This window comes from Nostoc foliaceum FACHB-393, from assembly GCF_014698505.1.
Classification (GTDB): Bacteria; Cyanobacteriota; Cyanobacteriia; order Cyanobacteriales; family Nostocaceae; genus Nostoc; species Nostoc foliaceum_A.
In genome coordinates this window covers 249,421-261,383 of sequence record NZ_JACJTD010000004.1, presented here as the reverse complement: position 1 = coordinate 261,383, position 11,963 = coordinate 249,421, and the positions used below count along the sequence as shown (strand labels likewise).

The 11,963-nt window shown below is 43.8% G+C and carries 9 protein-coding genes and 3 pseudogenes; 9 read left to right on the top strand and 3 right to left on the bottom strand.

The window, feature by feature from the left end; all coding sequences use genetic code 11:
* Positions 1 to 321: 321 nt before the first annotated feature.
* Positions 322 to 876, top strand: a complete 555-nt coding sequence (locus H6G92_RS06360; protein ID WP_190891922.1) for a 1,2-dihydroxy-3-keto-5-methylthiopentene dioxygenase — start codon at positions 322 to 324, stop codon at positions 874 to 876.
* A 32-nt stretch (positions 877 to 908) separates the two neighbouring features.
* Positions 909 to 974, top strand: a pseudogene (locus H6G92_RS41055) (hypothetical protein); the annotation flags it as partial.
* 11 nt (positions 975 to 985) lie between these two features.
* Here the strand turns inward: H6G92_RS41055 and H6G92_RS06350 are convergent.
* Positions 986 to 1,783 carry a hypothetical protein gene (locus tag H6G92_RS06350; RefSeq protein ID WP_190891920.1) on the bottom strand — a complete coding sequence of 266 codons (798 nt, stop codon included), beginning with the start codon at positions 1,781 to 1,783 and terminating at the stop codon, positions 986 to 988.
* A gap of 364 nt (positions 1,784 to 2,147) precedes the next feature.
* On the opposite strand from H6G92_RS06350, the gene H6G92_RS06345 reads away from it, so the two are divergent.
* From H6G92_RS06345 to H6G92_RS06325, 5 genes and pseudogenes are all read left to right on the top strand, one after another.
* Positions 2,148 to 2,594, top strand: coding sequence for a TOBE domain-containing protein (locus tag H6G92_RS06345; RefSeq protein ID WP_190891918.1), 447 nt, complete (start codon positions 2,148 to 2,150; stop codon positions 2,592 to 2,594).
* 219 nt (positions 2,595 to 2,813) lie between these two features.
* Positions 2,814 to 3,035, top strand: a pseudogene (locus H6G92_RS06340) (DUF938 domain-containing protein); the annotation flags it as partial.
* A gap of 564 nt (positions 3,036 to 3,599) precedes the next feature.
* Positions 3,600 to 5,171 (top strand): group II intron reverse transcriptase/maturase, encoded by a 1,572-nt coding sequence (locus tag H6G92_RS06335; RefSeq protein WP_190891916.1) that lies wholly within the window; start codon positions 3,600 to 3,602, stop codon positions 5,169 to 5,171.
* Positions 5,172 to 5,584: 413 nt separating this feature from the next.
* Positions 5,585 to 7,546, top strand: coding sequence for a reverse transcriptase/maturase family protein (locus tag H6G92_RS06330; RefSeq protein WP_199344710.1), 1,962 nt, complete (start codon positions 5,585 to 5,587; stop codon positions 7,544 to 7,546).
* Between the two features lie 96 nt (positions 7,547 to 7,642).
* A pseudogene (locus H6G92_RS06325) lies at positions 7,643 to 8,107 on the top strand (DUF938 domain-containing protein); the annotation flags it as partial.
* A 152-nt stretch (positions 8,108 to 8,259) separates the two neighbouring features.
* Here H6G92_RS06325 and mltA read toward each other — a convergent pair.
* Positions 8,260 to 9,519 (bottom strand): murein transglycosylase A, encoded by a 1,260-nt coding sequence (gene mltA, locus H6G92_RS06320; RefSeq protein WP_190892006.1) that lies wholly within the window; start codon positions 9,517 to 9,519, stop codon positions 8,260 to 8,262.
* 3 nt (positions 9,520 to 9,522) lie between these two features.
* Positions 9,523 to 9,777, bottom strand: a complete 255-nt coding sequence (locus H6G92_RS06315; RefSeq protein ID WP_190891914.1) for a hypothetical protein — start codon at positions 9,775 to 9,777, stop codon at positions 9,523 to 9,525.
* 271 nt (positions 9,778 to 10,048) lie between these two features.
* Here H6G92_RS06315 and H6G92_RS06310 point away from each other — a divergent pair, with 271 nt between their 5' ends.
* Both H6G92_RS06310 and H6G92_RS06305 read left to right on the top strand, forming a co-directional pair.
* Positions 10,049 to 10,354 (top strand): DUF4278 domain-containing protein, encoded by a 306-nt coding sequence (locus H6G92_RS06310; RefSeq protein ID WP_190891912.1) that lies wholly within the window; start codon positions 10,049 to 10,051, stop codon positions 10,352 to 10,354.
* A 164-nt stretch (positions 10,355 to 10,518) separates the two neighbouring features.
* Entirely contained in the window at positions 10,519 to 11,898 is a 1,380-nt protein-coding gene (locus tag H6G92_RS06305) for a serine/threonine-protein kinase (protein ID WP_190891910.1), read from the top strand.
* Positions 11,899 to 11,963 lie beyond the last annotated feature (65 nt).

Below are 11,963 nucleotides of genomic sequence, written 5' to 3'. Positions count from 1 at the left end.
ATCATTCTGGCGATAAATTTCTTCTTTAAGCTCATTCCACCCCTCAAAGGTAGGGCTGTTTCACGTTGACTGATGACGGTTGACGGTTAACAGTCATCAGTCATCAGTTAACGGCGGCGGGGCGGCTATCTCGGACACCCCTTGTTCGCACAGCGTCTCGTAGAGAAGAAGTGGGCTTCCCGCCGCCTTGGTGAATGAGGATTGAGAGTGAGTTAACAAGATGTCTCCAGGAAATTAAACCCCGGCTTATCAATCGGAAATAGTGACTTTTAAGCTCAAAGTTGAGTATACTCTTCTTAACAGTTAATTAGTCTTTTTGTCATGGCTAACCTACTACTTGACGACGGTACGATTGAGAGCGATTTAGGCGAAATAGCTCGTGAGCTTGCCCCTCTTGGCATTGAACTCAGACACTATGACCCAGGAACATCGCTTCTCTTTCCCAATCTGCTAGACCAGGACTTTTTAACTGAGTCCGAGAAACGTTATTGTGTAGAACTCCATAACAGCGTCTTTGAATTTATTCAGCAAGAAAATGGCGCTCTCTGGTGTGACTTGCTAAATGTGCATCCAGGTTCCTTTAATCTTCACCATCTGATAGCAACCTACGGGCGTTACCATACTCATCCTGGCGCTGAACCCCTCTATGTGTTGGCAGGAGAAATGATCTATGGCTTCGTGCGACCTGATGGCAGCCAAGTACAGCTTTTAGTTCAGGCACAAGACTATCTCTATATCCCCGCCGGCGTTGAGCATTGGTGCAGCCCGACTGCATCGTTGAATTTCAAAGGGGTACGCTATTTTGCGATTGCAGAAGGTTGGGTTCCCAATTATACGGGCACTCAAGTAAGTGATTCGCTCAACAAGCCGCGCTAAGGCTATTATCCCTAACTCAATTAGAGGATTTAAGTGAGGCGCTATTAGATTTCTCCGCAGTGGCAGACTTGACAAAATGGTTAAATAATGTTGTGTAATGCTGAAAAATTCACTCAACTTCTTCACAGCGAATTAACAGTGTTTCCATCTCCTCTGCTAGAGAAATCAACTCTGTCCAAGAGGAACCACTAACTAAATTTTGGGCATGAGCTAATCGGTTTCGCAACTGTTCAGCAGACTTGAGAAAGCGTTCGCCAAACCGCTTGGACTTTAGTTCCAGTTGCTGGAGAAGTTCTGGTTGATTTAAAATCAACTCTCGCTTATCACAGAATTGCAGATAATCTAATAAATCGGTAGCTTCGTTTCTTTCTTGGCTCTCTCGCCATAGCCTTTGAGCAACTTCTAAGCGTTCAGGTTTGAGGACTTTTTGCCAAGAATCTTGAGGATAGTAAATCCGCACCAGCCGCAGCAGATTCATTTCTAGCAGCGTTACCAAGCCAAACAGTAGCATTCGCGCGGGTGCTTTCTGCAAGTCGCCACAGGTAACAATCCCACTTACCTGATTGCAGTCCAAGACAAACAATCGCGGAGTTTGTTGTAGGATGGGTAGCAACTTCATCAGTGGGGTGGAAATGGCAATTAGCTCTTTTGGATGAAACACCCGTTGATAGTCGACACACTTGCCTTCTTTGCCTTGAATCAAACTAGAGCGTTCTACATAACCGCTAATAATATCTCCCGTCTCAACGCCGATAACATCAAAATTTTGTGCCTGCATCCAATGCAGCACTTCTGTCACTTCCGCATCGGCGGGCATAGCTTTAAGGGGTTCTGCCACGTATTCAATAGTGATATTGTTCTCAAATAAACTCCGCAGGTCTTGAGAACGAGATTTTAGGTGTTTCATCCCCCTACTGTGAACTCACGTTAAATAATCCTACGGCACTCACGCGATCGCCATCTAGAATTTTCGCCCAGATTACCTCTGCGTAGGCGTAGCCCAACCTAGGCATCGCTATCTCAACAAATACCATAAACGGTATACCATCCTTATTGGTATAAAGATAGTGGCAGTTAGACATTTTCAAGTAACAGAATATTTTGCACCACAAAAAAATAAATATTTATGTAGTTATCTGTATGAGATTAGTTGATTAATTTTCGCTAAAAATGCCGAAAATCCTGACAAAAAAAATGTTATTACTAAAACGACATATCGAATTGATACTTGGTAGAATTTTACCAAGATAACCAAAATTGATAATATTATCATGCCAAGAAAAGAACAAGGATGGGTTACATTTCAAACTTCAGAGGACGAGCGGAAGATCCTGGAGGAGTTCTGTGAACAGTCTCAACGCACCAAGACTGAGATTCTGCGGGAACTCGTGCGTAGTCTCAATCAGCACTCCTCGACACCAATATCACCACCAACTCACCAGGAAGAACAGGAAGATATCTACTACACTCAAAAGCCTGACATAGAAAGTAGTATTCCAAAAAAATCACTAAAAGTTAGCTCTCGGAATATTCTTAAAGGTGTCGTTAAACGAGTTATTTATGGAGCAGTTAATAGTGAGGTGACTCTGGAAATTATTCATAAAGTAGAATTAACTTCGATTATCACTAGAGCTTCCGCAGAAGAATTGGAACTATCTGAGGGAAAAGAAGCTTATGCAGTCATTAAATCTAACGATATTGTTATTGCCAGAGAATAGAAATACTTGATTTTAGGCGTTGGATATTAAGAAGATGAATTATCACTAACATTTTTGATTTTGGATAACTGCAATCTGACTAATATTTGATTTTTGAAAAAACTCAGTAGATGTCTATTCCCTTTTTTCCTGTTCCCTGTTTCCTCCCTACGCAAGTAAGTTCAGGGATAAAATCGGATTTCTAAAGATAAATTGAGTATATGTTTAAAAACAATACGGATGACACAAGACGCACGACAATATGCACCAGCAACTGAGCGCAACCGTGAACCAATTCTAGAAATACTTTTGCAGGTATTGCCTCAGAGTGGCACTATTTTAGAAATAGCAAGTGGCACTGGTGAACACGCAGTATTTTTTGCGTCTAGGCTCAGTTCTCATTTGTGGTTACCAACAGATGCAAATTTAGAATTACGAGCCAGCATTATTGCATGGACTGAACACGTGCGATTCGTTGATTAGCGAATAACGGTAATCAGTCCGTAAATAACTAATCCAGCCCGACAGCAGATTACTGTCACTAAAGGCTGAACTCTCGGTCAGATGTAGGTGAAAGTCCTACCATTCAGACTCAGAATTGACTCCTTATCTGCCCACACCGAACAAGCTCGGTTCTTGTAGAGTGAAGCTGGGAACAGGACGCAATCAGACGACCGTTGCGGGTTGACACTGGCGTTAACAGGGAGTTCCTATGGTGAAACCGGGTCTATAAAAGCAACTTAGTCCAAAGCAGGGCGCAACAGAAAATCCCTGACTTCACTGGAGAATTAATTCCCGCCGCATCTGCGTTTAATAACGGCAAAGAGTCAAGGGAATCCAGTAGTTGAATTGACCACGCCTAACGGAACAATCAATCTCTCCGAGGGAACGAATAAAAACGAGTTGTGGGTCTAGGGGCTTTCGTTCCCCAAGTAGCCCAGACGAGCGGAGGAATCCCCACAATTCGGGTAGGACGAACCGTAATTGGTTCGAGGTGTTCAGAATACACTAACTAGAGAAGAGAAAATGATTAGACACGGTGTAAAAACTAGTGAATCTTGGAAAGCTCTACCGTGGAAGAAATTCCGCCGTAACCTTTTCCGCCTTCAAAAGCGCGTGTACAAAGCGGTTCTTGTTGGAGACAAGCGGAAAGCTAGGTCACTCCAAAAGCTTATTTTAAAATCCACCTCGGCTCGATTTCTTGCAATTAGACTTGTATCTCAGCTAAACGCTGGCAAAAAGACGGCGGGTATTGATGGTAAGAAATCCCTCACATTTGAAGAACGCTTCAACCTTGAAGAACTACTGAAAATGAATAGCGGAAATTGGAAGCATCAAGGACTACGGGAAATCCCCATCCCCAAGAAGGATGGGACTACCAGAATGCTAAAAATACCTACCATCGCGGATAGAGCTTGGCAATGCCTTGCAAAATATGTACTAGAGCCAGCACACGAAGCCACCTTCCACGCCAGGAGTTACGGGTTTAGAACTGGGCGCTCTGCCCATGATGCACAGAAATACATCTTTGACAACCTACGCTCACAAAGTAACGGAATAGATAAAAGAGTTATAGAACTCGATATCGAAAAATGCTTCGATAGGATTAACCACTCATCAATAATGGACGAACTCATCGCCCCCAAAGGCTTAAAACTCGGAATATATCGATGCCTCAAGGCAGGAATCAACCCAGAATTTCCTGAACAAGGAACCCCACAAGGGGGAGTGGTCAGTCCTCTACTAGCTAACATTGCGCTCAACGGGATTGAGAGTATACACAGATACCAGAAACAAGGACACAGAATCACTGATAAAACCTCAAAAGAGGATATCAAAGAACCATCAATCCGATACGCGGATGACATGGTTATTATACTCCGACCCGAAGATGATGCAACAGAGATACTTGAAAGAATCAGCGAGTTTCTCCGCAAACGCGGAATGAATGTAAGCCAAAAGAAAACCAAAGTTACCGCCGCGACAGATGGGTTTGATTTCCTCGGCTGGCACTTTAAAGTCCAGAAAAACGGAAAGTTTAGATGTAATCCCTCAGTGGACAACTTCAAAGCGTTCCGTAAGAAAGTAAAACACATCGTCAACAACTCGAATTATGGCGCTACCACAAAGGCTGAAAAACTAGCCCCAGTAGTTAGAGGCTGGAGAAATTACCATAAGTTCTGCAAGATGGACGGGTCAAGGTTATCACTTTGGTTCATGGATCACAGAGCTTACACGGTATTCAACAAGGAAGCAAAACAGACACGCCACTCTAGCAGAAAACTGATAGATAAAGCGTTTCCAAAAGTTCCCTACTCCGAAAACAAACACATTTCTGTCAAAGGAACTAAATCACCCTACGACGGAGATACAGCCTACTGGAGCGAACGTAACAGTAAGCTCTATGACGGCGAAACCTCTAAAGCTCTTAAGAAGCAAAACCATAAATGTGCATCCTGCGGCCTAAAATTCATCGATGAGGAACGGGTTCACCTACATCACATCGACGGGAATCACGCCAACTGGAAGAAAAATAATCTTGAAGCAATTCATGAGAGTTGCCACGATTACAAACACATGAGCAAAAGCGCAAGCTAAGAACATCGGGAGCCGTGTGCAGTGAAAGTGTGCGCCGTGGTACGCACTGATAGAATTGCCAACACAGTTGGCTGGAGTTTGGGGTAATCGACTCCAAGGCGAACAACTTACCTAGACTCGAAAGAGCGAGGGGACAAGAGCATGTTCGTAAAGCGGAAAGTAACAGAAGACGTGTATGTTACGGTTCCGCAACGCCTGAACGATATGGTTAAAGCCAAACTGCTTAAACCCTAATATCCTGCGGTGGAACCGCACATCCTTCGGTAGCACGTCCGTACACCGATGTTATCGGTAGCCATTAAATCAACTTTCGTTAATGGTACACCCTGACCGATAAGCGATGAGTAATGAACTCATTCAAGGATATGAGTAGGAACCTAAGTCGTTCTTTATACGTTCATCAGTGACGGAACATGGGATTGCCTAAAGGACGCGAGTCCTATGGTGACGGAGTGACAATAGTAGTCGTGGGAGTATCGCCCCACCAAGGAAAACGGGAGAACCGTTTACAGGGCGAAGTGTCACAGGTAATTAGATGTAACAGAAATCGAGAGGTACGCGAGATGCGAACAGCCGAAACGATACTGAACATCATACGTGAGCGCGGACAACGTGGGTTGCCAGTAGAAAACGTGTATCGACTGCTATATAACCCAGATTTGTACCTACGCGCCTACGCCAAGCTAAACAGCAACGCAGGTGCAATGACACCAGGCGCTACGCTGGAAACAGTGGATGGGATGTCCCTGGAGAAAATTAATACCATCATTGAGGCTCTGAGATATGAGCGATATAGATGGACACCAGTGCGACGTATTTACATCCCCAAGAAGAACGGTAAATTAAGACCTCTTGGTATGCCTTCCTGGTCAGATAAATTACTTCAAGAAGCAATTCGATCCATACTAGAAGCCTACTATGAGCCTCAGTTTAGCGAACACTCTCACGGTTTTCGACCCCAACGCGGATGTCATACAGCACTGAAAGAAATTACCCAGAAAGGTCGAGCTACTAAGTGGTTTATCGAAGGAGATATCAGCGCGTGTTTTGACAGAATAGACCATTTTATCCTGTTAAAAATACTACAAGATAAAATCCACGACAATCGCTTTATTCGACTAATCAAGGGACTGCTGGATGCAGGGTATTTAGAAAATTGGAAATACAATTCCACTTATAGCGGGGTTCCGCAGGGTGCAGTTGTAAGCCCAATACTTTCCAATCTGGTGCTAGACAAATTGGACAAATACGTCGAACAGGAATTAATACCAGCATACACACGAGGTCAACGAAGGAGTGTTTTCCCACCGTACAATGTGCTGACCAAAGCAGCAGCCAAAGCACGAAAAGTAGGAAATTTGTCAGAAGCGCGTCAACTGAGCCAACAGGCACAATCGATTCCGTCCCGTGACCCCAATGACCCAAACTTTCGTCGCCTTTGGTATACAAGGTATGCCGATGATTTTCTGTTAGGAGTAGTAGGCTCAAAATCTGAAGCTGTGGAAATCAAACAGAAAATTGCTACGTTTCTACGTGACTCTTTAAAACTGGAACTCAGTGAAGAAAAGACGCTCGTTACCCATGCAAGGGACGAAGCTGCTAAATTCCTGGGTTATGAAATCCACATACTACACGCCGATGATAAGCATGACCATCGTGGTCAAAGATGTATCAACGGTAGTGTGGGTCTTCGGGTTCCAAAAAGCGTAATTAAAGACCATTGTGTTAAATATATGCGCTCTGGGAAGCCTATACACCTGACGCAAAGAGTCAACGATAATGCCTACAGCATAGTTAGCCAGTATCAAGCGGAATATCGAGGATTAGTCCAGTATTACCGCATGGCTTACAACCTCCACACTTTCTCCTTACTGAAACGAGTTATGGAGCTTTCTTTAGTAAAAACTTTGGCAAAGAAGTTTAAAACTACATGCCAGAAAATTTACAGACAGTATCGCACAACTATTGATACCAAAGGTGGTACTTACAAGGTATTACAAATTACAATGGAGCGCGATAACAATAAGCCTTTGATAACTCATTTTGGTGGTGTCTGTTTGCGATGGAATAAGTGGGTCAAAATAGACGATAACCTGGCTAATCATATCTGGAACGGGCGTAGTGAAGTCGTTCAACGTCTTTTAGCCCAAAAATGTGAAATTTGCGGGGCAACGGATAATATTGAAGTCCACCATATCCGCAAACTAGCAGACATTAAGCCTCATGGATGTAAAGAACGTCCAGAATGGATGGTCAAAATGTCAGCACGTAAACGAAAAGCCCTCGTGGTTTGTCGTCAGTGTCACGAGAAAATCCAATACGGACGCTACGATGGTGAAGCTCTCAAACGTTTTGATTACTGGAAAGCTACGTGATACGGAAACGGTCATGCGTAGTTTGGAGGGGGGTGGTTGGAAAAGTGCCAATACTGGTAACTCGCTGGCTACCTACCCTACTGCAAGCACGGATCTAACCGAGAGGTGCGAGAGATAATACTCTCCATCGACTCAACCATTGGATGTAATAACGTTTGTCCACCGCTTGAGCTAGATGCCAGAGAACCAGTTTGGGCAGTGGAGAAAGGAGCAGTGACTCAGTGGCTTAATATTTCGCCAATTGTCGCCATCGTCAATATTAATATGATTCACATTTCACCGTGGTCAGCCTGTCTAGGACTAATGGCAGGGGCAGGTCGGATCTTAGCAGCAGGAGGTATTCTCTATTTATATGGGCCTTTTAAACAAGGTAACGAACATACAGCAGCGAGTAATGCAGCTTTTGACGAATATTTACGCGCCCAAAACCAAGAATGGGGTGTACGTAACTTGGATGATGTAGTGGCAGCAGCTAAGGCAGAACATTTGATTTTGAAACAGATTTACCAAATGCCAGCAAATAATCTCTCAGTAGTGTTTGAACGTTCTGCTATTGAATAATTCTGCTTAAGGCTTCTGTAGAAAGGTTGGTTGAGGTCTGGATTGACCCACTCAGTAGGAAGTGGGGAATGGGGGAGCATAGGAGGCAGAGGGGAAGTTGTAGTAAGTGTTTCTCCTCTGACTATTTGCCCCTTGTGCCCAATACCCAATACCTATTCCTTGAGCAGCAAATAATATAGTGAACCATTACCGCCTGTGATACCAGCGCGATCGCCTGCTAGTTTACCAGACCCCATAAAATAATCCACCCGTCCTGGGCCCTTGATGGCGCTTCCTGTATCCTGGTCAAGTACAAAGCGGCTGACAGTACGCCTCTCTAGTTTGCCACCACTGACAGGATAGGGAAATGAGTTATAAATCAGCGCTAGCGCTCCTGGAGGCATGAGAGACTTATCTGTAGCAATGGAACGTTCTGCTGTCACTGGTACATGAATACTACCAGTCGCTGGTCTACCGCTTGTTTCTTGGAAGAAAACAAATCGTTCCCAGCGTGGCAGGTAATTGCTCAACTCTTGGGGTTTTCCCCGGAAATAACTAATCAGACGTGGCATTGTTAATCCTTCCAGTGGAAGTTTGCCATCTTTCGCTAGTTCTTTGCCGATGCTAGTCCAAGGGTAATCAGTTCCACCTGCATAGCCAATGGATGTTGTTTTGCCATTAGTTAATTTAATTTGGGCAGAACCTTGGATATGTACCATGTATGCGTCTAGGCGATCGCGAAACCAAAGCATTTCTAAACCACGCAACTGGCTCTTATTCCCTAGTAAACCATCCTTTCCTTCCAAATCAATTCGTTTTGGGTGGGGTTTTGGCCATTGGCTGAAATCAGATGGTAGCCGATAAAGGGGATACTTATATGTGGCAGTCCTGACACGGCTAGCAGTATAAATAGGTTCGTAGTAAGCAGTGAACTTAACAGTACCCTTGCCATCGTTGCCTACAGACTGGTAAAAGACAAACTCTCGGCGAACAGCGGCTTGTAATTGCGCTGCTGACTTAGAACTGACAACTAGTTGGCGAAAACGTATCAAACTTCGGCGGACGCGCTCAAGGGTAATTCCCTCAACTGGATAATTTTGATATGCTGCGATCGCCTCTTTCTTTGTTAGATAAAGCAGACTGTTATCAATGGAAGCCAACAGCGCTTTGCGATCACCGGTTTTACCTCTTTGACCCCAAATTTGCTCATCCCAACCCAAGCAAGTCTGCTGGAGCGCACAATCGCTTCCGATAGCGATTGGTTTTAGCGGCGGCGTTACATCAGGAGTAGTTGGTACTGGTAGAGCCGGGAGATCAGGAGTAGTCGGTACTGGCAACGGCAGAAAGTTAGGAACTTGAGCAACAACCGACCAGAGAGGGTTTACAAGGGCAATTCCCAGACTAAAGGAAAACAAAGCAAGGGTTTTTCTCATCATTTAGTTGAATCTTTCAACACTGGAACTAAAAACTGGTTCTACCCGGATTGCCACGATCCGAGAAGGGCGTATTACCATATATTCCCCTTGAATATTTTTGATCGGCACGCTAATAAAGTCATTAGAAGCAGACTTTGGCACAAGTTCGCCGCTATACCACTTCTGAAACTCTTGAATCGTAGGAAAACGTACTTCTTCTCGGTGGCCGCTTTCCAGTAGGAGGTATACGGCATATTCATTTGGAGTTCTAGCCATAAGATTGAATCATTTGAAAAACATTCAACCCATTGTTAACCACGTAACCCCCGAATGAAAAGGGTAAGCATACGGGAGCAGGGGGACAAAGAGAATAACCAATAGCCCATGCCCAATGCCCCATACCCAATGACTCTTCACTCTAGACGGCTAATCCTTTAACCAGTTCCTTAAAAAGTGTAAGTTGACTTGAGCTGTTGCATAACTCTCCAATCAACTTCTGATAAGTCATTGGCATTGTTGAACAACAGTTAATCAGGAGGCAAAAATTATGAAACTTTACTATCGTGGTTTGAGCTACGAATATGACCTAAACAAAGTTGGCAGCAGAAAAGTAGAACAGCCATTTGTGCCAGATCATAATCTGATGTACCGTGGCATTACCTATCGTGTTGATCCAAAATCCAAAGTGGCGGAAGCTACTCTACCACAAGTAGCCTATAAATTGAGCTTTAGAGGAATCACTTACTTTGTAAATAAAACTGCACAGAGAGAAGTTACCGCAGTCTCTGAACCAGCAAGTACTTCAAAAGTTGCAGTATTGCCGTTTTCCGAGGAATTAAAGCTTCAACAATAATATGGCAGGCAGCAAGCCGAGATGGAGTTTAGGGAGTCATGAACTTGTAGTAGAATCCTCGAAAAAGCTTGAAATTTCAGCACTATCTACTTTCTTTCTCACCAAACCTTGCCAAAGCTGGTAGTTGTGCCAAGATTAATTTGAGGACTTAGGCAAGTGACACAATGTTAGGACAATTATTAGACGGACGTTACCAAGTCCTTCAAGTCTTAGGTGGAGGTGGATTCGGTCAAACCTACGTTGCCCAAGATACCCATCGCCCAGGTTTCCCGAAATGCGTTGTCAAACACCTCAAGCCCGTCACTCGTAGCCCTGAATTTCTCGAAACTGCTAGACGGCTATTTACTAGTGAGGCAGAAACACTAGAACTATTGGGTAATCATGACCAGATACCTCGGCTTTTAGCTTATTTTGAAGACAATCAAGAGTTCTTCTTGGTGCAAGAGTTCATTGAAGGGCATACTCTAAAAGCGGAACTGTTCCCCAATCAACCTTGGACAGAAGAGAAAGTAATTCAACTGCTCCAACAGGTCTTGGGTATTCTGCAATTTATTCACAGCCACAACGTTATCCATCGAGATATCAAGCCGGACAATATAATCAGGCGGCAACAAGACGGCAAGTTAGTGCTGATTGACTTTGGCGCAGTCAAACAAGTCCAAACTCAACTGCTTACAGTTCCAGGGCGCACGGGGGCTACTATTATCATTGGTACCCCAGGATATATGTCTACAGAACAGGGGCAAGGCAAGCCCCGCCCCAACAGCGATATTTATTCTTTGGGCATTATTGCTATTCAATCGCTGACAGGGTTACATCCTATAAACTTTGAGGAAGACCCAGATACAGGAGAAATTTATTGGCAGCATCAAGCTAACGTCAGTTCTGAGTTGGCATCTGTGCTATCAAAGATGGTGCTACACCACTTTAAACAGCGCTATCAGTCTGCTGCTGAAGTTCTAGGGCTGCTGAAACATCTCGATACTAGAGTAGAAGAACAATCACTTCAACCATCATTTTCTACACAACCGCCTCAAGCTTCACTTTCTCAACAAAACTCAATTGGGTATCCGCCTGCTTCTATTCTGTCTCCAGAAAATTACAGTCGGTTGGAAACAATTCTTTTGGAATTTGTTGGCCCCGTGGCCTCAAGATTACTACGACAAGTTGCGGCATCAGCGCCCAACTGCGAAGAATTGATTAGTCAATTGGCGCTTCATCTTAGAGTAAATCAACAAATGGATTTTAAGAAGAAAACAATATTCCTTTTAGAAAAACCTACTCTACTACAGGAACTTACTGTTAAATCTGAAATAAAGTTCAATAATTTACCAAGTCAAGAACCTCAAGCAATCAGCGATAGTTTTGTGAATCAGTGTGAGCGAGAGTTAGCTGATTTAATTGGCCCAATAGCTAAGTTCCTAGTTCAAAAAGCTGTGAGGTCTTCTGGACAAGTTTCTCGTGCAGAATTTGTAAAAATTTTAGCATCACAAATTCCCGATTCTCAAAAAGCTTTGCAATTTCAGCAGCGCCTACTTTCATAATTTTTTATTGCATTTTTCTATCCATAAATTACGAATTACGTTAACGTAGTGCGAAGGAATCCGCT

Excerpts from the sequence above, each read along its gene's own strand:
- H6G92_RS06330 (WP_199344710.1), top strand. The coding sequence starts at position 5,585 with ATGGGATTGCCTAAAGGACGCGAGTCCTATGGTGACGGAGTGACAATA.
- mltA (WP_190892006.1), bottom strand. The coding sequence starts at position 9,519 with ATGAGAAAAACCCTTGCTTTGTTTTCCTTTAGTCTGGGAATTGCCCTT.
- H6G92_RS06315 (WP_190891914.1), bottom strand. The coding sequence starts at position 9,777 with ATGGCTAGAACTCCAAATGAATATGCCGTATACCTCCTACTGGAAAGC.
- H6G92_RS06360 (WP_190891922.1), top strand. The coding sequence starts at position 322 with ATGGCTAACCTACTACTTGACGACGGTACGATTGAGAGCGATTTAGGC.
- H6G92_RS06345 (WP_190891918.1), top strand. The coding sequence starts at position 2,148 with ATGCCAAGAAAAGAACAAGGATGGGTTACATTTCAAACTTCAGAGGAC.
- H6G92_RS06350 (WP_190891920.1), bottom strand. The coding sequence starts at position 1,783 with ATGAAACACCTAAAATCTCGTTCTCAAGACCTGCGGAGTTTATTTGAG.
- H6G92_RS06310 (WP_190891912.1), top strand. The coding sequence starts at position 10,049 with ATGAAACTTTACTATCGTGGTTTGAGCTACGAATATGACCTAAACAAA.
- H6G92_RS06335 (WP_190891916.1), top strand. The coding sequence starts at position 3,600 with ATGATTAGACACGGTGTAAAAACTAGTGAATCTTGGAAAGCTCTACCG.
- H6G92_RS06305 (WP_190891910.1), top strand. The coding sequence starts at position 10,519 with ATGTTAGGACAATTATTAGACGGACGTTACCAAGTCCTTCAAGTCTTA.